At 33.9% G+C, this 23,829-nt stretch carries 20 protein-coding genes; 15 read left to right on the top strand and 5 right to left on the bottom strand.

The features are described from left to right. The first annotated feature begins 189 nt into the window (after nucleotides 1-189). Complete coding sequence (locus ADJ83_RS02115) at nucleotides 190-945, top strand: DUF2268 domain-containing protein (protein WP_031538210.1); 756 nt, start codon at nucleotides 190-192, stop codon at nucleotides 943-945. A 404-nt stretch (nucleotides 946-1,349) separates the two neighbouring features. Next, entirely contained in the window at nucleotides 1,350-2,096 is a 747-nt protein-coding gene (locus ADJ83_RS02120; RefSeq protein ID WP_031538211.1) for a YjbA family protein, read from the top strand. Between the two features lie 350 nt (nucleotides 2,097-2,446). Here ADJ83_RS02120 and trpS read toward each other — a convergent pair whose 3' ends face one another. Further along, nucleotides 2,447-3,439, bottom strand: coding sequence for a tryptophan--tRNA ligase (trpS, locus tag ADJ83_RS02125; protein WP_192840922.1), 993 nt, complete (start codon nucleotides 3,437-3,439; stop codon nucleotides 2,447-2,449). 881 nt (nucleotides 3,440-4,320) lie between these two features. Between trpS and ADJ83_RS02130 the strand changes: the two genes are divergently transcribed. The 13 genes from ADJ83_RS02130 (at nucleotide 4,321) to ADJ83_RS02190 (ending at nucleotide 20,219) form a co-directional block, all read left to right on the top strand. Then, nucleotides 4,321-5,934 (top strand): peptide ABC transporter substrate-binding protein, encoded by a 1,614-nt coding sequence (locus ADJ83_RS02130; protein ID WP_031538213.1) that lies wholly within the window; start codon nucleotides 4,321-4,323, stop codon nucleotides 5,932-5,934. Nucleotides 5,935-6,182: 248 nt separating this feature from the next. Beyond that, nucleotides 6,183-7,118, top strand: coding sequence for an ABC transporter permease (locus tag ADJ83_RS02135; protein ID WP_031538214.1), 936 nt, complete (start codon nucleotides 6,183-6,185; stop codon nucleotides 7,116-7,118). A 2-nt stretch (nucleotides 7,119-7,120) separates the two neighbouring features. Further along, nucleotides 7,121-8,038: an ABC transporter permease gene (locus ADJ83_RS02140; RefSeq protein ID WP_031538215.1), complete on the top strand. Its 918-nt coding sequence runs from the start codon at nucleotides 7,121-7,123 to the stop codon at nucleotides 8,036-8,038. Between the two features lie 12 nt (nucleotides 8,039-8,050). Beyond that, nucleotides 8,051-9,118, top strand: coding sequence for an ABC transporter ATP-binding protein (locus tag ADJ83_RS02145; protein ID WP_031538216.1), 1,068 nt, complete (start codon nucleotides 8,051-8,053; stop codon nucleotides 9,116-9,118). Then, nucleotides 9,119-10,054, top strand: coding sequence for an ABC transporter ATP-binding protein (locus ADJ83_RS02150; RefSeq protein ID WP_031538217.1), 936 nt, complete (start codon nucleotides 9,119-9,121; stop codon nucleotides 10,052-10,054). Nucleotides 10,055-10,221: 167 nt separating this feature from the next. Continuing rightward, complete coding sequence (locus tag ADJ83_RS02155) at nucleotides 10,222-11,445, top strand: putative glycoside hydrolase (protein WP_035416518.1); 1,224 nt, start codon at nucleotides 10,222-10,224, stop codon at nucleotides 11,443-11,445. Between the two features lie 3 nt (nucleotides 11,446-11,448). Beyond that, entirely contained in the window at nucleotides 11,449-12,024 is a 576-nt protein-coding gene (locus tag ADJ83_RS02160) for a GNAT family N-acetyltransferase (RefSeq protein ID WP_031538219.1), read from the top strand. A gap of 517 nt (nucleotides 12,025-12,541) precedes the next feature. Beyond that, nucleotides 12,542-12,937 carry a transcriptional regulator SpxA gene (gene spxA, locus ADJ83_RS02165; protein ID WP_031538220.1) on the top strand — a complete coding sequence of 132 codons (396 nt, stop codon included), beginning with the start codon at nucleotides 12,542-12,544 and terminating at the stop codon, nucleotides 12,935-12,937. Nucleotides 12,938-13,501: 564 nt separating this feature from the next. After that, nucleotides 13,502-14,164: an adaptor protein MecA gene (gene mecA, locus ADJ83_RS02170; protein ID WP_031539974.1), complete on the top strand. Its 663-nt coding sequence runs from the start codon at nucleotides 13,502-13,504 to the stop codon at nucleotides 14,162-14,164. Nucleotides 14,165-14,502: 338 nt separating this feature from the next. Further along, nucleotides 14,503-16,020 carry a cardiolipin synthase gene (gene cls / locus ADJ83_RS02175; protein WP_031539975.1) on the top strand — a complete coding sequence of 506 codons (1,518 nt, stop codon included), beginning with the start codon at nucleotides 14,503-14,505 and terminating at the stop codon, nucleotides 16,018-16,020. Between the two features lie 145 nt (nucleotides 16,021-16,165). Continuing rightward, nucleotides 16,166-17,347 (top strand): competence protein CoiA, encoded by a 1,182-nt coding sequence (locus tag ADJ83_RS02180; protein ID WP_048716676.1) that lies wholly within the window; start codon nucleotides 16,166-16,168, stop codon nucleotides 17,345-17,347. Nucleotides 17,348-17,516: 169 nt separating this feature from the next. Beyond that, nucleotides 17,517-19,340, top strand: a complete 1,824-nt coding sequence (gene pepF, locus ADJ83_RS02185; protein WP_031539978.1) for an oligoendopeptidase F — start codon at nucleotides 17,517-17,519, stop codon at nucleotides 19,338-19,340. A gap of 429 nt (nucleotides 19,341-19,769) precedes the next feature. Next, nucleotides 19,770-20,219: a DUF305 domain-containing protein gene (locus ADJ83_RS02190; RefSeq protein WP_031539979.1), complete on the top strand. Its 450-nt coding sequence runs from the start codon at nucleotides 19,770-19,772 to the stop codon at nucleotides 20,217-20,219. A 480-nt stretch (nucleotides 20,220-20,699) separates the two neighbouring features. Here ADJ83_RS02190 and ADJ83_RS02200 read toward each other — a convergent pair whose 3' ends face one another. The 4 genes from ADJ83_RS02200 to ADJ83_RS02215 form a co-directional block, all read right to left on the bottom strand. Next, nucleotides 20,700-21,572 (bottom strand): ClpXP adapter SpxH family protein, encoded by an 873-nt coding sequence (locus tag ADJ83_RS02200; protein ID WP_031539983.1) that lies wholly within the window; start codon nucleotides 21,570-21,572, stop codon nucleotides 20,700-20,702. After that, nucleotides 21,572-21,979 carry a globin gene (locus ADJ83_RS02205; protein WP_031539984.1) on the bottom strand — a complete coding sequence of 136 codons (408 nt, stop codon included), beginning with the start codon at nucleotides 21,977-21,979 and terminating at the stop codon, nucleotides 21,572-21,574. Before ADJ83_RS02205 ends, ADJ83_RS02200 begins: the two co-directional genes overlap by 1 nt. 105 nt (nucleotides 21,980-22,084) lie before the next feature. Next, nucleotides 22,085-22,714, bottom strand: a complete 630-nt coding sequence (locus ADJ83_RS02210; RefSeq protein ID WP_031539986.1) for a lytic transglycosylase domain-containing protein — start codon at nucleotides 22,712-22,714, stop codon at nucleotides 22,085-22,087. A 348-nt stretch (nucleotides 22,715-23,062) separates the two neighbouring features. Then, nucleotides 23,063-23,650: a CYTH domain-containing protein gene (locus ADJ83_RS02215; protein ID WP_031539987.1), complete on the bottom strand. Its 588-nt coding sequence runs from the start codon at nucleotides 23,648-23,650 to the stop codon at nucleotides 23,063-23,065. Nucleotides 23,651-23,829: the final 179 nt, after the last annotated feature.

A 23,829-nucleotide genomic window follows, 5' to 3' on the forward strand; every position in this document is an offset into this window, starting at 1 on the left:
AACCATCATGAGAAAGTAGCTTTATTTAAGAGCTAAATTAGAGAGTGTTCGTCTTTAAAGATTAGTTATTTAATTTTGTCCACGCCCCTATTTTCAATAATAGAGATTAGTTGCATTGGAACGCCATCAATTCACCATTCATATACTGATTAAATGAACAGAATAAAATGAAATAGAGGGGAAATATTGGTGGGGATAATCAATACAAAGAAATGGCTCGAGGAACATTTTTATGAGCCGACTTCTATATGTGAAAACATGAAAGCTTCCTTTGATGGAGACGACTCTCATAATATTTATCGTTATTTAAATGGATTTGGAATGTATAAACCATCAAGGCGTTCCAAACAAACTTTTGAGAAGATGAAAGAATTAGAAACCTGGAATAAAGTAGAGAGGTTTTATAAAAAGTATAAGAAAAAATGGGATGGACCCGATGTACCTATTTATCTTTTTCCTTTTCAGATGACATGGAGAGGGGATGAAAACAAATCAGGTGTATCATTTCCTAATCAGCTATTTTTATTTGTTGGGGAAGTAACGGACGATAAAGAATTAGAGGCTCTTTTTATTCACGAATATCATCATGTATGTCGCATGCATTGTCTGAAAAAACCAATAGAGGATTATACCTTATTAGATTCTATCATCATGGAAGGATTAGCAGAGTTTGCTGTTAAAGAAAACTGTGGGAAGGCATATAATGCAAGCTGGTGCCACCTGTATGAGGAAGAAGAGGTTAAGCAATTTTGGGAGAAGGAGCTAAAGGAACATTTAGATGTAAAAAAAACAGAGACGAAACATGATCAACTCTTGTATGGACATGGACGCTATCCACGCATGATTGGGTACAATACAGGATTTTATCTTGTCAATTCCTATTTTCAAAAGAAAAAACAAACAGCAAAGATGCAGTTTACGATAAAAAGTGAAGCCTTTTTATAAATAAATGTCTATTGAAAAACTAAAAGCCAACCAATCAAAATTCCGTATGATTGGTTGGCTTTTTCTTAGGTTTAAGTACTTATGTCTTAGACTTATTTCCTTTCTATTAGAATAATTTAACTGGATAAATAATTAGCAAAAGGGGCTGAAAACGAAATAAAAAAGACATGAAAGGAAAGTTTGTACATATTATGATAATAGGTTCAATAAGAAAATATCTTCTGCTTATCTTTCTTCTTAGTAATTATAGAAAAAGAGAAATACGTAGCAAACTGAATACATGAAAGATAGATATTTTTCATATCAGATAGAGGATTATAAAATAATCCTTTGAAAATAGGAATAAATTTACTACGCTCTGCCAATACTTATGGACAAACAGTTGTTGAAGTGAGGGATAAAATATGCAGTATCTTCATGATGTTTGGGTAAATTGGTTTGAAGGAGAAGAAAACGGATATAATGTTTGTCACTTTCATGAATGGAGAAAAGATGATGGTGTTGAATTATTAGATCAAGTTCCGCTAGTAAAAGTAGACTCTTGTTTATTCAATTACATAGAAAACGATTTGGCGGAACTACCACGACAATTATTAGAAGAAATTTATCAAAAAGCATATCTACGAAAAAATCATGAACGAATTCAATTAGATTATTGTTTTGTAGTTTCTGATGGAATTGGACTTTTAGTAGTAGATACAATTGGATATTCTGTTCCGATTAGGAAAAGTCGAATGATACCTAGACAAGAACAATTGGCCTATGAATTGCTTGAAAATCAAGAAACGATTCATTATAACTTTCAAAACAATGAAGAAAAGAAAGAATTCCATATTTTATCACCTGAACCTCATGTGATGAATGGATTAACAAGAAAAGAAAGACAATTAAAGCAATTATTGTTTATGGCGTTAGATCAACTGTATTCTTCTGAAAATGTTGCAGAGGTTCGTTATTGGTACACAGAATGGAGTCCAGAACGTTATTTTGAGATTCAGCACTTAGATTTTGAGAATGCATGGAAGGAACTATATGAATGTACAAAGTATGGTTGGTCTAAAAAGCATGAGCATTTTTGTGAGAATATTATAAAAGGTCAGCCGTTTTTTGAAAAGCTATGGGAAATGGAGCATGGTCCGAAGGTAAACTAAGCGTTTTCAGTGGAGAAATTACTATATAAAATAGGGATTTATGAAAATCTCCAGTTTGCATAAGTATAAAGGCTCGGACATAAGTATTTCAACTAATAAAAAAAAACGAACAATCACGATATGCATAATTGTTCGTTTTTTTTATTTTGGGAAGAAGCTCGCAGTCTGAATACACGTCGCTTTCCATGGGCTAGTCTTAAGATTCCTCCCCGGCGCCTCGAGTGTCTTCCGCTTCATTCCTCTTCGATTTTAAAGATTTATTACTCGAAAATTTTGTTTTTCCAAGAAATAATCAATCAGTAGGAATAAAGGAACATCCTCTTTTCCATCGTTTCCATAAGAGATTTAAATTAACGACGCTTACGTCCTAATCCCATCGCATTTTCCATTTTCTTAATCATTTTACCAGCTACTTTATTAGCTTTTGCTGCTCCATCATCTAATATATCATCTAATTCAGTAGAGTTCATAAGCTCATTGTATTTCTCTTGGATTGGTTTTAATGCATCAACCACAACATTTGCTAAATCTGACTTGAAATCTCCGTATCCTTTTCCTTCATATTTGGCTTCCAGACTCTCCACGCTTTCTCCAGAGAGGATAGAATAAATGGAAAGCAAGTTAGAAACTCCCGGCTTATTTTCTCGATCGAATTTAACAACACCTTCTGAATCTGTAACGGCACTTTTGATTTTTTTAATAATCTGTGCTGGCTCGTCTAATAACGTAATAGTAGCTTTGTTGTTAGTATCCGATTTACTCATTTTTTTCGTAGGATCCTGAAGAGACATAATTCTTGCCCCTACTTTTGGAATTCTAACTTCAGGTATTGTCAAAATATCATTGTATTTTTTATTAAATCTCTCTGCGAGATCACGCGTTAATTCAAGATGTTGCTTTTGGTCTTCTCCAACTGGAACGATATCTGTACTATATAGAAGAATATCTGCCGCCATTAATGGTGGGTATGTTAATAATGCAGCAGAAACAGCATCTTTACCAGTCGATTTGTCCTTAAATTGTGTCATTCGCTCTAATTCTCCAATATAAGAGATACATTGCATTAACCATGCTCCTTGGGCATGGGCAGGTACTTCTGATTGAATGAATAGAGTTGCTTTATTAGGATCAATACCTACTGCTAAGTAAAGTGCAGCTAAACTGCGGATATTTTTTCTTAATACCATTCGATCTTGAGGTACTGTAATCGCATGTTGATCGACGATACAGAAGAAACAATTATATTCATCTTGTAGCTCGACAAATTGACTTAAAGCACCAATATAATTTCCTAAAGTTATAGTGCCGCTTGGTTGAATCCCAGAAAAGATAGTTTTCATTATAATACTTCCTCCATTATGTATTCTAGACACGAATGTTTAGTTGACAGCATCCTCTAAACAAACTGTTCATATTATTTACTAGGTTTCTATTCGTTGGTATAGCGCTCGTTAGTGAAGTACACTTCGCATCAGAAAGCAACTTTTTCGTTAAAAAGAGCAAAAAAGAGAGAACCCAGAAACTACATTATATTCATTATTATAACCATTTTAGCATGATTAGTTGATATTCAAAGGCTGTTTTCTCAAAGTTTGTCGTTTTTCATAGAAAAAATGGTGGATTTCTATTAGTAATGTTGTTTCTAAAGGAGTGTTGAAGGTATACGGCATGTAAATTGGATTTAGTGTAGTAGATGGTAGATGCAGATTTAAAACAGCTTAGTCTATATGTGGAAGAAACAGAAAGAGTGAGCCAGATGAAAAGAAAGATAAATGATTCGTCTAAAGGTAAATGAGGAAGATGAGAACGGTTAAATGAATTCTATGAATTAAAAAAATTTAGATAAATTTATATTAATATAATTATTCTGTAGATTTGTATATTTCTGATTTGTTTTTATTCTACAAAATTCTACATAGTTCTTGCGTAAAAAATATTCCAATTATATAATTGTGATTACGAATGGATTAGGTAGTTGTATTTTCAGACTTTTTAAAACACATAAGAATACATAAAAGGTTGAACTAGCGAAATAGTTATTTCGAAATAATAATATTGAACGCTATGTATGGGGGTTTGCATTTAATCGTTTTTAATACATCAATAGTCGTTTATTATAATTAACAGACTATTTAGGAAATGATTGCTTGTGTATTCTAAGGTTTAGAATGGGAAAGCTATTTTCGAAGTTCCATTTGAGGAAAATTATTTAGGGGGTAATTACATGAGAAAAAGAATGCTTGTACTAATGAGCTTAGTGCTTGTGCTAAGTGCATTTCTTGCTGCATGTGGTAATGACAATGGTGGAAGTGATAAATCATCACAGAACTTGCGCTTGAACATCGTTTCAGAGCCACCAACATTACATCCAGCACTAGCAACAGATTCAACGTCTGGTGGAGTGTTAATTCAAACGTTTGAAGGTTTAACTCGTATTGATAAAGATGGAGTGCCTCAGCCTGCAATGGCCGAAGATATTCAAGTTTCAGACGATCAATTAAACTATACATTCAAAATTCGTGAAGATGCAACATGGACAAACGGTGATCCAGTAACAGCAGCAGATTTTGAATATGCTTGGAAATGGGCTATTGATCCTCAAAACCAATCACAATATGCCTATCAATTATATGCCATAAAAGGTGCTGAAGCAGCTAATAATGGAGAAGGTAAACTTGATGATGTTGCTATTAAAGCAGTGGATGAAAAAACTTTAGAAGTAACTTTAGTAAATCCAACACCATACTTCTTACAATTACTAGCTTTCTATACTTATTTCCCAGTGAATAAAAATGTAGCAGAAGCAAATCCAGATTGGTATAAAGATGCTGGCGATGATTATGTTACAAACGGTCCTTTCAAAATGACAGAGTGGAATCATAGTGAGTCTATTCTTTTAGAAAAAAATGAAGATTATTGGGATGCTGACTCGGTTAAATTAGAGACAGTGGAAATGTCAATGGTAGAAGATCCAACAACGGAATTAAGCATGTTTGATAACGATGAGTTAGATTGGGCTGGTTTACCATTTGGTTCATTACCTACAGATGCTATTAAGGCATTAAAAGACAATGGGGACCTAAATATTAAAGCAATAGCAGGAACGTATTGGTATAAATTCAATACGGAAGAAAAACCATTTAATAACGAAAATATTCGTAAAGCATTAACATATGCAATTGATCGTCAAGCGATTGTTGAGCAAATTACACAAGGTGGACAAATCCCAGCCATGGCAGTTGTTCCTCCAACAATGTTTTCTGAAAACGAAAAAGGCTACTTTAAAGATAATGATATCGAAGCAGCGAAAGCGGCTCTTGAAAAAGGTTTGAAAGAGGAAGGCTATGATAGTGTAGAAGACTTACCAAAAATTACATTATCTTATAATACAAGTGAAGCACATGCTAAAATTGCGCAAGCCGTTCAAGATATGTGGAAACAAAACCTTGGTATTAATGTCGAATTAGACAACGAAGAATGGCAAGTTTACTTAGAAAAAATTGATTCTGGTGACTATCAGATTGGGCGTATGTCATGGTCTGGTGACTACAATGATGCATTTAACTTCCTAGAATTGTATCGTGATGCAGACGGCGGAAACAATGATACTGGTTGGGAAAATCCAGAATACAAAAAACTTCTTATTGCTTCACAAAAGGAAACAGATGAAGCGAAGCGTAAACAATTATTACAAGATGCAGAAGCTATTTTAATGAATGAACTTCCAATTGCACCTGTATATTTTTATACAAACACTTGGGTACAAAAAGAGAATCTGAAGGATGTAGTAATTTCAGGTTTAGGGGAAGCTCAGTTGAAATGGGCGCATTTTGAATAATAAAAGGAATTACTTTGTTCCGCAATCATGTTAGAAGGATTTCAAATTCTAATTGCATATAGAAATTGTTAAAAAATATTATTAAATTGTTTGTGTAATTAGGACAAGAAAACCATTCATGAACTACAAGATCAAAGAGATAAAAGAGGCTGTCTTATTTAACGAGTGATACACTAGGAAGCTCGTTCCCTAAGACATCCTCTTCCTTTCTAATTGGCGTTGTTTTAGAAAAAAATGGAGGTAAAACCATGATAAAGTACTTGACAAAACGTTTGCTGTTTATGGCGCTGTCCTTATGGTTAATCATTACAGCAACGTTTTTCTTCATGAGGATGGCACCGGGTAACCCATTTACATCGGAAAAGAAAATGCCACCTGCAATCGAAGCAAATTTAAATGCCCATTATGGTCTTGATCAACCTTGGTATGCTCAATATGGAGATTATTTGCTAAGAGTTGTTCAATGGAATTTTGGTCCATCTTTTAAATATAAGAGTCAGACTGTTAATCAATTAATCAATGAGGGCTTCCCCGTTTCCTTAGTATTGGGAGTCGAAGCCATTTTCATTGCTTTAGCAATTGGAGTAACATTGGGGGTAATTGCTGCATTAAGACATAATAAATGGCAAGATTATTTGGCAATGATCGTTGCTGTATTAGGAATCTCCGTACCTTCCTTTATAATGGCTGCTTTTTTACAATATATTTTTGCGATGAAGCTAGGTATTTTCCCTGTAGCAAGATGGGGAACATTTATGCAAAGTGTCCTGCCGGCAATAGCGTTAGCAGCTGGTCCAACAGCATTTATTGCCCGTTTAACTAGATCTTCCATGCTAGAAGTATTAAGCAATGATTATATTAAAACAGCAAAAGCTAAAGGAATTAGCGGCTTTAATATTACCGTAAAGCATGCAATCCGTAATGCGATTCTACCAGTTGTTTCCTACATGGGACCATTATCAGCTGGGATCGTTACAGGAAGTTTTGTTATTGAAAAAATCTTTGGTATCCCGGGACTAGGATCACAGTTTGTAAAAAGTATAAACAATCGTGATTATACAGCTATTATGGGAGTTACTGTTTTCTATAGTATTATCCTGTTAGTATCTGTTCTTCTTGTCGATATATTGTACGGATTAATAGATCCTCGAATTAAATTATCGGGCGGGAAGAAAGGAGAGTAAAGATGCAAGAAATTTCGAAAGATAAATTTGAAATAGTAGGAAATAGCAGCGTTGAATCAGAGAAGATTTCAAAAGCAAGTCTGTCTTTTTGGAAAGATGTATTTACTCGTTTTAAGAAAAATAAACTTGCAGTATTTGGACTTGTACTATTAATTCTTTTAATCGTCATGGCATTTGTTGGACCATTCCTTACGCCATACAATTACTATGAAAATGATCTAACAAAAACAAATCAACCACCAAGTGCAGAGCATTATTTTGGAACAGATGAATTGGGTCGAGATATGTTCGAACGTATTTGGTATGGGGCAAAGATATCCCTCTTCATTGGGATTGCTGCTGCATTAATCGACTTAGTGATTGGGGTAATCTGGGGCGGAATTGCAGGTTATAAAGGTGGTAAGGTTGATGAAGTGATGATGCGTATAGCAGACGTATTATATGGAATTCCTTACCTATTACTTGTAATCCTTCTAATGGTTGTGCTTGGACAAGGAATTTGGACGATGATTTTAGCGATGAGTATTACAGGTTGGATTAATATGGCTCGTATGGTCCGAGGACAAGTATTATCTTTAAAGAGTCAAGAATATATACTTGCCTCTAGAACATTAGGAGCAGGAGTATCAAGAATAATGGGCAAGCATTTAATTCCTAATGCAATGGGACCTATTCTTGTAACATTAACACTAACTGTGCCAAACGCTATTTTTACAGAAGCGTTTTTAAGCTATCTTGGATTAGGGTTAACGCCTCCATTAGCTAGCTGGGGAACAATGGCTAATGATGGAATCGGAGCGATGCAATATTACCCATGGCGATTATTCTTCCCGGCAATGTTTATTTGTTTAACAATCTTTGCATTTAATGTTATAGGTGACGGAATCCGAGATGCTCTTGATCCAAGACTACGTAAGTAAGGAGTGAGATAAATGGAAAAATTATTAGAAGTAAAGGATTTACAAGTCTCATTCCATACGTATGGAGGAGAAGTGCAGGCAGTTCGTGGAGTATCCTTTGACTTATATAAAGGAGAAACATTGGCAATTGTTGGTGAATCCGGATCAGGTAAGAGTGTTACTTCTCAAACATTAATGAAATTAATTCCTATGCCTCCAGGTCATATTAAAGGCGGACAAATTTTATTTAACGGAGAAGATATTGTTCAAAAAACGGATAAAGAGATGGAAAGCATCCGTGGAAAAGAAATGAGTATGATTTTCCAAGATCCAATGACATCCTTGAATCCGACAATGAGAATTGGAACGCAAATTATGGAAGTGCTGATTAAACATCAGCAAATGAATAAAGAAAAGGCGAAAAAGAAAGCAATAGAACTTTTAAGCTTAGTTGGAATAGCAAAACCCGAAAAAAGAGTGGACCAATATCCACATGAATTTTCAGGCGGAATGAGACAGCGTGCGATGATTGCCATTGCTTTAGCTGCCAATCCACATTTGCTAATTGCCGATGAACCAACAACAGCATTAGATGTTACCATTCAAGCGCAAATTTTAGACTTAATGAACGATTTGCAAGACAAAATGGATACAAGCATTATTTTCATTACCCATGACTTAGGGGTTGTTGCAAATGTGGCAGATCGTGTAGCTGTTATGTATGCAGGCCAAATTGTAGAGATGGGTACTGTAGATGAAATTTTTTATGATCCAAGACATCCCTATACTTGGGGACTTCTTGCGTCTATGCCAAGCTTAGATAATGATAACGAAGATGAGCTTGCAGCAATACCAGGGACACCGCCAGATTTAACAAACCCGCCAGTTGGAGATGCGTTTGCAGCTAGAAATCCATATGCATTAGCTATTGATTTCGAACAGGAACCACCATTATATCAAGTTTCAGAAACACATTTTGTAAAGTCATGGCTCTTACATCCAAATGCACCAGCAGTAGAACCACCTGCTTCTGTTAAAGAGAGAATGAGAAAGCTACCCTCTAACTTTGAAACACCAGTATTAGTAAAGGGGGAGAAATAAGTGGCTGAGAAGTTATTAGAAATTAAAAATCTTAAGCAATATTTTAATGTGGGCACTCCTAACTTAGTAAAAGCAGTGGATGATATAACCTTTGATATTTTCAAAGGAGAAACGCTTGGACTAGTAGGAGAATCAGGCTGCGGGAAATCTACGACTGGGAGAACAATCATTCGTCTATACGATGCAACCGGTGGTCAAGTTCTATTTAATGGAGAAGACGTGCATGGAAGAAAATCAAGAGCAGATTTAAAGAAATTTAATCGTAAAATGCAAATGATCTTCCAAGATCCATATGCTTCATTAAATCCACGAATGACTGTTGCAGATATTATTGCAGAAGGCATTGATATTCACGGATTAGCGAAGAACAGAAGTGAAAGAATGGAAAAGGTATACGATTTGCTTCATACAGTTGGATTAAATAAGGAGCATGCTAATCGTTATCCCCATGAATTCTCAGGTGGGCAGCGACAAAGAATCGGAATTGCTCGTGCTTTAGCTGTAGATCCTGATTTTATCATAGCTGATGAACCGATTTCTGCATTAGATGTTTCCATTCAAGCCCAAGTTGTTAATTTGATGAAGAAACTTCAAAAGGAAAAGGGATTAACGTATTTATTTATTGCCCATGATTTATCGATGGTTAAGTATATAAGTGACCGTATTGGAGTAATGTATTTTGGAAAATTAGTGGAGATTGCTTCAGCAGATGAGCTATATAATAATCCGATTCATCCATATACACAGTCCTTACTATCAGCAATTCCTCTTCCAGATCCAGAAACAGAGCGCACAAGAAAAAGAACTGTTTATGATCCTGCGATTCATCAATATCAAGATGGGGAAGAACTTAAAATGCGAGAAGTAAAGCCAGGTCATTTTGTTTATTGCTCTGAAAGTGAATATAAGAAATATAAAACGCAAGTAGCTAAATAATGATTTTAAAAAAGGCGACAATCTCAGAGATAATGAGGTGTCGCCTTTTTATACTAGCACGGTGGCAAAAGAGAAAAAACAGTAATAGCCTAAGTTTGTTTGAGTTGTTACAATAAAAGGAATACATAATTTATACCAAGATAGTGGATAATGGATACTGTACATAGATGGGAGTTATCGCCGTGAATAAAAAACTAATATCCTTCGGGTTAACTATATCTTTATTATTCCCTAATGTCGCTTTGGCTAAAGGGGAGAAGGTCATTCCTAAACAACCAGTAAAACAAATGGAAGTTATGATAAAACAATTGCCAGCTACTTTACCAAGATTGAAAACCAATTCCTTTACTTTTTCATACCCAGATGCGGTAAGAGGTATATATGTAAATGCCCACTCAATTGGTGGGAGCAAGTGGAACCAATTAATCAATTTAGTAAAAAATACGGATTTAAATGCAATGGTAATTGATTATAAAGAAGACCATGGAAATTTGACCTTTATGCCGGAAGAAAGCTCTCCTTATCAGAAAATTGGGAGTGATTCTATAAAGAACATGAAAGCATTATTGGAACAGCTTGAAAAAGAGAAAATTTATCCGATTGCACGCATTGTTGTTTTTAAAGATTCAGTGCTGGCAAAGGAAAAACCAGAATGGTCTTTTGTTCAAGGGGAAAAGGTTTGGACAAATGGAAGGGGAGAAGCTTTTGTGAACCCCTTTGAAAAAAAGGTCTGGGAATATAATGTCAATCTAGCATTGGAAGCGGCGAAAATGGGCTTCCAAGAGATACAGTTTGATTATGTTCGTTTTCCAGAAGGATTTGAAAATAAGGCAGATAAATTAACCTATACGAAGGGTGATTATGAGAAATTAAATGTAACAGAAGGGGAAAAAAGAGTAGAAGCTGTTACAGATTTTGTTGAATATGCGAAAGGAAAACTCGAACCATATGATGTAAAGGTTTCTGTTGATATATTTGGATACACAGCAACCTTAGATCAAGCACCAGGTATTGGGCAAAACTTTTCAAAAATAAGTAAACATGTTGATGTTATTTCATCGATGATTTATCCAAGCCATTGGTCTTCCTATTTTGGCATTGAAAAACCAGACCTCCATCCTTATGAACTTGTGAGCGAGTATATAAAAGTCGAAAAGCAAAAGTTAAATCAACTTGACAAACCGCCAATTTCAAGACCATGGCTCCAAGACTTCACAGCGACATGGCTTGGTAAAGATAATTATCAAGTATATGGACAAGAGGAGATTCAAAAGCAGATACAAGCCTTAAATGATCAAGGGGTTTCTGAGTTTTTATTATGGAATGCTGGAAATAATTATACAAAAAATGTTAACTATATACCGAATAACAAAGAAGAAAAAGGAGATTAATAAATGCATTGGTACGATAAACTTAATGAATATTTTCCTGTTGAAGAAATGAAATCGCAAGAACATATGGAAGCTTTGCTTAAGGATTTTCCAGAGTATTATCATAAGGATGAAGACAAATATCATGTGTTGATGTATGTGGAAGCGGAGGACTTTATTTTTATAGATTATTTATTTGTTTCTAATGAAGCCAGAGGGCAAGGTCTTGGACATCAATTAGTTGAGAAGCTAAAAAAGAAGGGGAAACCAATTATATTAGAAGTGGAACCTATAAATTATAAGGATAGTGATACAAAAAAGAGATTGAAATTTTATCAGCGTGAAGGATTTAAACATGCAAAAACGATTGGTTATAGACGGTTGTCATTAGCAACTAGAGAAGTAAATGCGATGGAAATTCTCTATTGGGCTCCAAATAATGAAGGAGAAGATGTCGTTTATCAGGCATTGGTAAAGACATATAATAAAATTCATACATATAAGGATGTCCATTTTTACGGGGAAGCTTATGAACCAGTTGAAAAAGTAGTGCAATTGAACGATGAGGAAGAACAAAAAAACATTTTTGACGAAATTTAATTAGCTTGCAAAGATAAAATCCCCTTGAGGAAGATAGGTTGAGGATGAACGATCTGTAAAGGTCGTATTTTCATTAAAACATTTTAATTGAGAATAGAAATAGGTTTAATGAAAAGAAATAAGGGGTATTAAAAAATAAGGTCATTTTTAAAACAAATATCCTAACAGATACCGTAAATTTTTGAAACTTTTTTTGTTTTCAAACGTCTATAATGATAAGCAACAAAATAAGAGAGGAATTCGTACAAGTATAACGAGTTTTTCTTACATAAAGGAGGAGAACACCAACAAACATTGCAAAGAATAGAAGCTTATAAACAGAAAAAAATCATACTTGTGGATAATTTTTTCAAAACATATACCATAAAGCAAATAATTAGTGTATAATAATTAATATAAATTACTTGATTGAATTAATTATAATTTAAGAATTTTCGAAAAAAGAATTCAAGTTATTTATAATTATAATGAATGTAGTTAATTACATGTCTAAATAAAGGGAGCGTGAATTTGTAAAATGGTAACATTATACACTTCACCAAGTTGTACATCCTGCAGAAAAGCAAAAGCATGGTTAGAGGAACATGAAATTGCTTATAAAGAAAGAAATATTTTCTCAGAGCCTCTTTCAATTGACGAGATAAAAGAAATTCTTCGCATGACAGAAGATGGAACCGATGAGATTATTTCAACAAGAAGCAAAACTTTTCAAAAACTAAATGTGAATTTAGAAACAATGCCGCTACAAGATTTATTTGGCATTATTCAAAATAATCCAGGGCTATTAAGACGCCCAATTATAATTGATGAAAAAAGGCTGCAGGTTGGGTATAACGAAGATGAAATTCGTCGATTCTTACCAAGAAAAGTTCGTACTTTCCAATTAAGAGAAGCTCAACGATTAGTTAACTAATTATAAGCAAGTATAAAAAGATCTGACTTTATAGGATGTGATTTTATCATCCTTTGGTCAGATTTTTATTTTTTATTTGGGAAATAGGCTCAATCCTATTAATAGGAAGAGAAGCGACGAACGAATGCTTTGTAAAAGTTTCAATGATTAGCTTAAACTGAAAATCAATATGTTTGGATAAAACGGATAGTTATTTGCTTTTTCTTTTTAGTTTGAAATAATTTCTATGAGGTAATACTACTAAATATAACGAAACAGGAATAAGGTATTAAAAAGAAATAAAACCTGAGGCTGAATGAAGCTGTGCTTATTTTAGAAAATTGAGAATTGTGAATGTTTTTTGAATGGGTATTTAATGGTTTTTTTCGATCCCAAGATATTTTAATTCCATTTATACAGCTTTTGTCATAAAATATAAGGTACAAGGTACAAGGTACAAGGTACAAGGTACAATACAAGGAAAATATAAATTTTTATTTCAGAACGATTTATTGTAAGGAATAAAACAAATCTGTATGGGGGTCTCTTGTCCCTTCCATCATAGTCTGAAGGGAGTGTTAGCGTATGGAAATTGAAAGAATTAATGATCATACAGTAAAGTTTTATATTTCGTATATTGATATAGAAGAACGTGGTTTTAAGCGTGAGGAGATTTGGTATAATCGGGAACGTAGTGAAGAACTATTTTGGGAAATGATGGATGAAGTGCATCAAGAAGAAGACTTCATGTTTGATGGACCATTATGGATTCAGGTTCAGGCATTAGAAAAAGGGTTGGAAATTCTCGTTACAAAAGCACAGCTTTCAAAAGATGGACAGAAGTTTGAAATTTCTATCCCTGAGGATAAGTTGAAGGATTTACCAGTAGATGAAAGATTTGAAGACTTGATGGATCAACACTTTACCATTAAAGATGGGGAAGAAGAATACGATGACAGTCTTGAATTTATACTAACATTTAAAGATTTTGAGGACATCATCTCCTTATCCAAACTACAGGGACTAGAAGGAATTGATACCAAACTTTATACCTATAATGATAAATACTACTTATTTGTACAGTTCCTTGACGAAGAAATACCAGAAGAGGAAGTAGAAAATGCATTAAGCATTTTATTAGAATATGCTCAAGAAGATTCCAAAATGACAATTCATGTTCTCCAAGAATACGGAAAAATAATTATTGAGAACGAAGTATTTATGGAGTTAAGAAAATACTTTCATTAAATAATAGGGATACAACAATAATATTTCGAAGTGAAGAAGAAACTCCACAATGTTCGGTTAGTGCCTTGCATTGTGGAGTTTTTTTGTATTTAGGCTAAAGAAACTCGGCGAAGGCATGTATAATTGTCATTCCTTTTGAATAGATATAGACACCTTTAAAAACTAGAAAGTAAGCTTCATTTTTCAAGTAGTCTTGCGTTCATAAATGTTCTTTTCAAAAGAGCAATTTAGCAGCTTTTAAAGCGAGTATTAAATTGACATTGTGGGTAAATATAAGGGAATAATAATGAATAGAGCTAAGCTTAATGTAAGTAAATGGGAGAATGGCGGTGTTTGCTATGAATCATACTGCTAGGTTAGGATTATTTTTTGTTGTTGCAGCTCTTTTTGTTTATGTGTTTAATTTATTTTTTTCTATTCGGGGAGGAATTTACGGGCAGTTAAGTTTAGTAATAAGTTTATCAGTGATTTTTATTGGATTTGTTATATTTTTTGAAAATAGACACCCAACACAAACACTAACATGGTTAATTGTTTTAGGAAGTTTTCCGATTATTGGTTTTGTCTTTTATTTATTCTTTGGCAGGAACTATCAGAAGGAAAGAGTTTATCGAAAAAAATACTTTTTGGATAAAGAAGCATTTCTTAAGATTGAGCAAGATATTGGTTCTAAATCAGAAGAGAAAAGAAAGATTCTAGACGGACATCAACGCAATTTATTTCACCTAGCTGAGAAGCTTGGAAATAGTCCAATCTCCTTTGGTACCTCAACACAGGTGTTAACAGATGGTGAGGAAACATTTTCTACTATTTTAGATGAACTGAAGCGAGCGAAACACCATATTCACATGGAATATTATATAGTAAGAGATGATGCAATCGGTTCTCAGATTAAGGACATATTAGTTGAAAAAGCAATGGCTGGGGTACAAGTTAGATTTTTATATGATGCAGTTGGATCTTGGAAGCTTTCTAAAAGGTTTTGCCTAGAAATGAAAGAGGCTGGCATTGAAGTAATTGCATTTGGGCCTGTTAAAATGCCTTTTTTTAATAGCAAATTTAATTTTAGAAATCATCGTAAAATTATTATTGTGGATGGAAATGTGGGCTTTGTTGGTGGGCTGAATATTGGGGATGAGTATTTAGGGAGAAATCCTTCAATTGGATATTGGAGAGACACTCATTTACTTGTGAAAGGTAATGCAGTAAGATCTTTGCAATTAATTTTTCTCCAAGATTGGTTCTACATGACTAGTCATAGTTTTTTAACAGAGGAATACTTAACACCTGTTTCTGAGGAAAATTCACATGGTGGAGTACAATTAATAGCCGGTGGTCCTGACAATGAATGGAGTGTTATTAAAAGTATATTTTTCAGTATGATTACGACTGCGAAAGTATCGATTTGGATTGCCACTCCATATTTTATTCCAGATGAGGACATTTTTTCTGCAATTAAAATAGCATCTCTAAGTGGAGTGGATGTTCGCATACTTGTACCTAGTAAACCAGATAAACGAATCGTTTTCCATGCTTCTCGTTCCTATTTTCCAGAATTATTAGAGTCAGGCGTAAGGATTTTTGAATACAATCGAGGATTTATGCATAGCAAAATTATTATTGTGGATGGAGAAATAGCCTCCATTGGGACTTGTAATATGGATATGAGGAGCTTTCATTTAAATTTTGAAGTAAGTGCTTTTTTATATAAAACAAGGAGTATAGAAAAACTAGTAAAAGATTATAAGGAAGACATCAAACACTCACTTGAATTAGAAGTGGCGAGCTTTAATAAAAGGCATTATGGGTATAGGATGCTTGAATCCACTTCTAGATTATTGTCACCATTGTTATAAAGCAAGCCTTGCAACAGGGAAAACTATCTTTCTTGGACAAAGATAGTTTTTTTGCATTTTTTACATGAAAATTAATATTCTTGAAGGATTCGGAAGGACAAAAAAGAATAAGTATAGGAAAGAAATCAAAGGGAGGGATTTGTATTTGTTTACTGCCATGACCGAAAAAGGAAGCATTATTAATTTATTTACTATGAGAGACAAGGAAGAACTAAAAGCATGGAAAAATATTCCGACATATTGTCCAGAATGTAAAGGACGTGTCATTTTGAAGATGGGGACAAAAAAGATTACTCATTTTGCCCATGAAAGGAAAGACTGCTGTTCAGGTAACGGAGAGGCTGAGTCTTCCTACCATTTGCAAGGGAAGCTTCAATTATATCAAAAATTACTTCAAGTAAATCTTCAGCCAGAATTGGAACCATATTATCCAGAAATAAAGCAACGGGGAGATATCAGCTTTATCTTGCATCATAAAAAGTATGTAATTGAATTTCAGTGTGCTGTCATTTCTCCTCAATTAGTAAAAAAGCGTACAGATGGCTATCGAAAAATAAATATTCAGCCCATATGGATTATTGGCTTTAATCAAATAAAAAAATGGAATCCAATCAAATTGAAACTTACTGCTTTTATTTTTCAATTTCTCACTTTCTATCAGAGCCAGTATCTTCTACCAATATATTGCCCATTTAATAAGGTCTTTTATTTGCTTCACAATCCCATTCCAATCTCCGTCTTTCAAACTTTTATCTCTACTTCTTCCTATCCCTTAGTGAAATTAGAGAAAAGTCTCCCGAAAATTCCAAGCATGAATATCCATTATTCCTATTGGCGTGAGCTACTAAACCGCCAAAAAACAAAAGATTTACATTATCCTACTAAGACGAATGATCATTTTTTAAAAGAACTCTATGCCGGTGAATTACATCCTCATTTTTTACCACCCTTTATCGGAATCCCTGTGAAAGAAGGTTTCCTCTTTGAAACACCACCACTATTCTGGCAAGCATATATTTTTCTCGATAGCTTTTGTCTTAATGATGAAAAGAAAATTTATCCACTTCAAAAAGTTTATGATTTTTTTCAAAAAAGAATAAAGGCAGGACATATTAAAATAAGAGAGTTTCCTTTTCTAGAAAACATAGAATGGAAAACCGTCGTTAAGCATTATTTACAAATGCTTGTGAGTATCCAAGTTTTGGAAGAAGTAAAACCCAATTTCTTTCGACTTCTTCATCAGAAAAAAATAAATAATTATGAGAGACAAACACAAGAAGAAGTACTGTTTTATCAGCGATTAAAAAATATGATGGATAAGCAATAAATGATAATGAAAAAGGAGAAATTACATATGATAATAGTATTGGTCAAATGCTTATAATCGGAATTAAACCGGAATTTTGTTACAATAAAGAAGGAATTAGTTTATAAAAAGAGAACTATGTATTATGGTTTATTTTCGAATTACGAAGGATAAGAGTGGAGGATTTAGTATGTCAACAGAAACAAGTGTTAAGAAATTACCATTACGCAATGAAATTCCAGTTGAGGACACTTGGAAATTAGAGGATATTTTTGCGACTGATGAAGAATGGGATAAAGAATTTGAAGAAGTAAAGAATTTATCACAAAAGGCAACAGAATATCAAGGCAAGCTGGCAGATAGCGCAGATGTTCTTTATGAAGCTTTGCAGTATCAAGACGAGCTTTTATCAAGGCTCGGAAAATTATATACATATGCACATATGCGGTATGACCAAGATACAACGAACAGTTACTATCAAGGGGTAGATGGCCGTATTAAAAGCTTATATGCCCAAGCTGCAAGTGCTCTTGCATATATGGTTCCAGAATTATTGTCTATTGATGAAAAAGTAATCAATGCTTTTTTAGAAGAAAAAGCAGAATTACAGCTATATAAAAAGGCGTTAGAAGAAGTTAACTTGCAACGTCCACATGTATTAAGTGCAGAACAGGAAGCATTGTTAGCACAAGCATCAGAAGTATTGGATTCTTCAAGCAATACATTTGGAATGCTTAATAACGCTGATTTAGAATTCCCAACCATTAAAGATGAGAATGGAGAAGAAGTAGAGGTTACTCATGGCCGTTATTCACGTTTTTTAGAGAGCGCAGATGAGCGAGTACGTCATGATGCATTTATGGCCGTTTATGACACCTATGGAAAATTTAAAAATACGTTTGCCTCCACTTTAAGTGGAGAAGTAAAAAATCATACATTCAATGCAAAGATAAGAAATTATAGCTCACCAAGGCATGCTGCACTGGCTGCGAATAATATTCCTGAACAAGTGTATGAAAATTTAGTGGAAACGATAAATAAAAATTTACCATTATTGCATCGCTATGTGAAGCTTCGCAAAAAGGTTCTTGGAGTAGAAAAGCTTCATATGTATGATCTTTATACACCGTTAGTAAAGGATGTAAAGATGGAAATACCTTATGATGAAGCGAAGGAATTAGTAGTGAAAGGTTTGGCACCTCTAGGAGAAGAATATGCTTCAATCTTAAAAGAAGGCTTTGAAAATCGCTGGGTGGATGTCCATGAGAATAAAGGGAAGAGAAGTGGTGCCTATTCTTCAGGCGCATACGGAACAAATCCATATATTTTAATGAACTGGCAGGATAATGTGAATAATTTATTTACATTAGCTCATGAATTTGGCCATTCTGTGCATAGCTACTATACAAGAAAATCACAACCATATCCATATGGGAATTATTCCATCTTTGTCGCTGAAGTTGCTTCTACTTGTAATGAATCCTTGTTAAATGATTATTTGCTTAAAACGATTACGGATAAGCAAAAACGTTTATACTTGCTTAATTATTTCCTAGAAGGATTCAGAGGTACAGTATTCCGTCAAACGATGTTTGCTGAATTTGAACAACTAATTCATGAAAAGGCAAGTAATAATGAGCCATTAACTGCTGATTTATTGACAAAAGAGTACTACGCATTAAATCAGAAGTATTTTGGTGAAGAAGACATCGTAATTGATGAGGAAATTGGATTAGAATGGTCAAGAATACCGCATTTCTATTATAATTTCTATGTGTATCAATATGCGACTGGCTATAGTGCTGCAACGGCCTTAAGTAAACAAATTTTGGAGGAAGGAAAGCCTGCTGTTGAGCGATATATCGATTTTCTCAAGGCTGGAAGCTCCGATTATCCAATTGAGGTTCTTAAAAAAGCTGGGGTAGATATGACAAGCAAAACACCAATTGAAGAGGCTTGTAAGGTATTTGAAGAAAAATTAAATGAAATGGAAAGCTTATTGAATGAACTATAATAGTCTGTAGGATGAAAAACGGGTAGGAGAGACAGCTCTCTTACTCGTTTTTTTTGTTCATTTATTTTGTTTTCTAGAAAATCATTGATTAATAGATAAAAAATTACTTCGAACAAAGGGATAGGGCATGTGAATTTTAGGACTATCTATGTTTCAAAAGGTTTAGTTTAATATAATAAAATTGGCAGACCGTGATATTCGATAAAGTCATCAAAAAGCTAAGGAATAGTTGACTAAAGCAAAATCTGATTATACTTCTATTGGTAATAAATGGATTTTAGGTTATAAGGGATTCTATGATATGAAATACTCCATATTATTTGGATGAGGTTTTGTTTAATTGTAGTTAGGGAAGAGAAATCTCTAAGAAGGGATGTTTGAGAATCGGAGGGGGTTAATTCTAAAAATTAATAGAAAGGGAGTTTTTTTATGAAGCCATATGTAAAGTTTTTTGGAATGGTTTTAACCTCAACAATTGTCATGTTTCTATTTAAATACTTGAGTACTTATAAAATGGACCATATTTTTTTTAGTGAAACAAGAGCGTATATGGCTTTGTTGATGGGAGCGACAATGGCGCTGATTATGCTAGTATTTATGGTTAAAATGTTAAAAAATCGGAAAGTAAATATAATGATTGCGATTGGAAGTGTAGTTGTCTTTTTTCTTTCCCTATACTTGTTGAGGAGCCAAACACTTGTTGACGATGTGGATTATATGGAAGCAATGATTCCCCATCATTCCATTGCCATTTTAACGAGTGAGCGTGCTCAAATAACTGATCCAAGAGTCCGAAGTCTCGCTGATGAAATTATAAGTACGCAAATAGAAGAAATTAATGAAATGAAAAAATTAATAAAAGATTTAAAAGATGAATAATAAATTAAGAAGTATAGATTCCTGTAAATAGAGTTATTAAGCTAAGATATTGTAGGAGATGCTGGCGCATAAAATAATCTAGCCCCTATTTGTCTAATGGATTTTGCATTTCTATACTTTTTCAGTAAATTTGGAGGAGTTGTATTCTCAGAAAGAGCGGACGGGAAATGACGATAATCTTTACAAAAACGTCTTTAATTTTGACGCTTTTGTGAACAAAGTATCGAGTGTATTGCGAAAATTGATTGACCTATGATAGTATATAGTTGTGAAGTTAATCACATACAAACTTATACCCCTTTGTTTGACCGTGAAAAATTTCTCCCATCCCCTTTGTTCGTAAAAAAATAAAAAAGGCCTTGCCTTGAGACAGCAAGTCCTTTTTTATTTTTTTAGGATTCCTTTTTATCTTTCCTATTTTGAAGCAAAATAAAAAAATAGACATGGCATCTGTTGTAGATATGCCATATCCCTTATTTACTAACCGATATATTTCCAAAACACCCCGTATTTAGCAGGTATTTGTTCTACTAGTTGTTGTAATTGCAATTTCTTCATTTCTTTTTCCACTTCTTGTATCGATTTATTATAAACAACAGATAATTCCTTGGACGCAACAAGTTTAAAACACTCTAAAAAGTTTTCGAGTGGTGGTGGCGCTGCTTTTTCTGGTTGAATTTGCAGCATTTCTTCGATGATTTGAACATATATCTCATAAGGATAATAACCTGTGACTTTAATTCCTTCTTCTTCAATATTTTCATTAAAGAAGACTAATGTCGGAATTTCATTTACTTCCATTTCTCTTGTGATTTTTAAATCACATTGAAATGCCTTCGCTGCACTATGTGAATGGATATCAGCTACAAACTCAATTACATCTATTCCCACGCTCTTGGCACAAGATTTAAGTACATCAAATGTGGCAATATTTTTTTTCTCCAAAAATAAAAGCTCTTGTAATTTTCGTAAGAATTTCATTCCCGATTTCCGGCCTTGCAATTCTGCCGCCTTTAGCGCAATGGAAGGTAAATGTGGCGAAATAATAGGATTATCAAACCATAAGGAACCATCACATGACATTCCAGAACGACTAGCTGTTTTTTCCCAAAATTCAGCAATGTTTGCATGCTTGCTTTTCTTACTACAATTTAAAGAAGATAATCTACCACTTAATACATGTTTAAGGGAGAAATATCGTCCATACTCAATTTGTAGTTTTTTCATAATAGGTTCAAGTGCCCAGCATTCAGGACAGAGTGGATCGATAAACATATAGATTTCAAGTGGTTTACTTTCTTGGCAATTATCATCAGCTGTTTTCGGCTTGGATATAGAGAAGTCTTTTTCCATCACGTGTTATCACCTTTTTTAGTTTCGATTTCCTCCGAATTGATCATATGTTTTGCTGTCAGCACGAGTCTTGAAAAAATCCCATCACGCAGTTCGCTATCTAGTTCTACTTCTTCCATGGCCTGATCCATGCAAGCTAACCATGCTTGTGCTCTCTTTTCTGTTATGGGAAAAGGTAGATGTCTCGCTCTAAGCATAGGATGACCATGTTCATTTGAATAAAGGGAAGGACCACCTAAAAATTGTGTAAGAAATTGTTTTTGTTTACGAGCTGTTTCTGTTAAATCCTTTGGGAAGATAGGAGCTAGGTCAGGATGTTGACCAACATGATTGTAGAATATATCTACAAGTTTATTTAATGTGGCTTCACCGATTTGATCATAAGGTGTCGACATTTTCTCGACCATATTTAAAACTCCTTTTTCGTTCTTTTATAACATTACTTTATTATATTGTAACAATCCACATTTCATTGTACAAATAAATAGCTTGTAAATAGATCGAGATAGAAATTATGCCATATATTGCTGTGTGACTTTGTTTACGTAATTCTGGGTTTCTTTGAACGGTGGAATACCACCATACTTATCAACATTAGCAGGCCCTGCATTATATGCAGCTAAAGCAAGTTCAACATCTCCGTTATATTTGTCTAACATTTGCTTTAAATACTTACTTCCGCCCATGATATTATCTATTGGGTTAAATACATTTTGTACACCTAATGATTTTGCAGTACTAGGCATTAGTTGCATTAATCCAGATGCTCCTGCATAGCTCGTAGCGTTTGGATTGAAGTTAGATTCCACTTTAATAACGGAGCTTATTAATTTTTCAGGTAGATTATATTTATCCGCAGCTACTTTAATCATTTCATCGTAATCGGTGGCAGATGACGATGAAGAAGAAAGCTTTGTTAAGTTCATTGGTAGAAGGGATACATTACTAGTCACTCCTACAGGAAGGGAAGAAGTTCCTAGAGTATTGTTTTCAATAGAATTTGTTAAAGTTGATTCGGATGACAACATACTACTCAGAAAGTCTTGGAAAAGGGTGGATGCACTACTATTTGTAGTGTTCATAGAATTTAAACCTTGTAAAGCTTGGAGTTCAAGCATTACTTTAAATTGATCAATTTTCATTGCTTTCCTCCGTTGTTAAAATAAGGACTTTTATACAGTCATGCAAAATTTCGTTTAACAAAATGAAGATGGTTGGGACATAAGTATTGCCGTTAACGATAAGCACGACCATTTTCTTGTTTTAGTCTAAAAAAATGTTTTCTTGAAGTCTGCTGTTATTACACGCAGCCTGAATACACTTCGCTCTCCATGGGGAAGGCGCCGAGCCACTTCCATAGGAGTCTACGTGTATTCAGGCTGTTCCATTTTGCCAACTAATTATAAGCAAAATTTTCAAGATACAATCTTAAAAAACGCAATGGAACCATATATGAAGGTCCATTAAATGGTGTATTAATAAACTAAAATTTATTTTTGTTTGTATTTTTCTTCATAAAATCTGCGTACTTTATTTTTCGTTTTTCTAACGGGAATGTTTAAGCTGGATAATAGTTCTGTGAAATATAGTTCTCCTTCTTCCCGATTACTTACTTCATATTCTAACTCATAATCTTCTTTTTTTAAATAAAAACTATGATCTAAAACTAGTAAACCATTTCCAATTGTTTTTTCTGCTCTAATAGTTCGGAGGCTTCCAAAATATAAAATGGAAGCAGGCTCGATGTTCATTTCTACCAATAGACGAGAAATTTTCTCATCGTTTATTTTCCCAGTTGCAAAAATTGCTTCGCTTTCTTCTTTGGAAAGAACTTTATTTGTTTCAAGAAGTCCATCTGGATGAGGCTGTTTTAATGTTAATTCATACCCGTCATTCTTTTTGCGAATTCTTAATGCAGAATGGTTAGCCTTTAAAGCAAAATCGCTTGTATCAAAATAATGATTTTCTTGCTCAAATAAATCGCCTTCTTGAATGTGAAAGTGAGTAAGAAGCAATTCATACTCTTTCTTTGTTAACATGTTTTTAAATTCAATTTCAATGTTTTGAGTTTGCGACATAAATAAATCCTTTCTATTGTAATCTTGTCTATTATTATAAAGTGAGATTAGAAAACAAGCTATTGTCAACTTCCATTTTGTTTCCGTTACATTTTTTTATTCCTTTTGTGTTAAATAAACAGCTACCTAGGCAGCTGCGCTTTTCTATTTGTCTAGCTCCAGGCACCCAGGGGCAGATG

This window comes from Bacillus sp. 522_BSPC (genome assembly GCF_001076885.1).
Taxonomy (GTDB): Bacteria; Bacillota; Bacilli; order Bacillales; family Cytobacillaceae; genus Niallia; species Niallia hominis.

Bases quoted from the DNA above. Each gene is read 5' to 3' on its own strand.
- pepF (WP_031539978.1), top strand. From the start codon at position 17,517: ATGTCAACAGAAACAAGTGTTAAGAAATTACCATTACGCAATGAAATT.
- ADJ83_RS02135 (WP_031538214.1), top strand. From the start codon at position 6,183: ATGATAAAGTACTTGACAAAACGTTTGCTGTTTATGGCGCTGTCCTTA.
- ADJ83_RS02155 (WP_035416518.1), top strand. From the start codon at position 10,222: ATGGGAGTTATCGCCGTGAATAAAAAACTAATATCCTTCGGGTTAACT.
- ADJ83_RS02120 (WP_031538211.1), top strand. From the start codon at position 1,350: ATGCAGTATCTTCATGATGTTTGGGTAAATTGGTTTGAAGGAGAAGAA.
- ADJ83_RS02205 (WP_031539984.1), bottom strand. From the start codon at position 21,979: ATGGTCGAGAAAATGTCGACACCTTATGATCAAATCGGTGAAGCCACA.
- cls (WP_031539975.1), top strand. From the start codon at position 14,503: ATGAATCATACTGCTAGGTTAGGATTATTTTTTGTTGTTGCAGCTCTT.
- ADJ83_RS02210 (WP_031539986.1), bottom strand. From the start codon at position 22,714: ATGAAAATTGATCAATTTAAAGTAATGCTTGAACTCCAAGCTTTACAA.
- ADJ83_RS02215 (WP_031539987.1), bottom strand. From the start codon at position 23,650: ATGTCGCAAACTCAAAACATTGAAATTGAATTTAAAAACATGTTAACA.
- ADJ83_RS02145 (WP_031538216.1), top strand. From the start codon at position 8,051: ATGGAAAAATTATTAGAAGTAAAGGATTTACAAGTCTCATTCCATACG.
- spxA (WP_031538220.1), top strand. From the start codon at position 12,542: ATGGTAACATTATACACTTCACCAAGTTGTACATCCTGCAGAAAAGCA.
- mecA (WP_031539974.1), top strand. From the start codon at position 13,502: ATGGAAATTGAAAGAATTAATGATCATACAGTAAAGTTTTATATTTCG.
- ADJ83_RS02190 (WP_031539979.1), top strand. From the start codon at position 19,770: ATGAAGCCATATGTAAAGTTTTTTGGAATGGTTTTAACCTCAACAATT.
- ADJ83_RS02160 (WP_031538219.1), top strand. From the start codon at position 11,449: ATGCATTGGTACGATAAACTTAATGAATATTTTCCTGTTGAAGAAATG.
- ADJ83_RS02130 (WP_031538213.1), top strand. From the start codon at position 4,321: ATGAGAAAAAGAATGCTTGTACTAATGAGCTTAGTGCTTGTGCTAAGT.
- ADJ83_RS02200 (WP_031539983.1), bottom strand. From the start codon at position 21,572: ATGGAAAAAGACTTCTCTATATCCAAGCCGAAAACAGCTGATGATAAT.
- ADJ83_RS02140 (WP_031538215.1), top strand. From the start codon at position 7,121: ATGCAAGAAATTTCGAAAGATAAATTTGAAATAGTAGGAAATAGCAGC.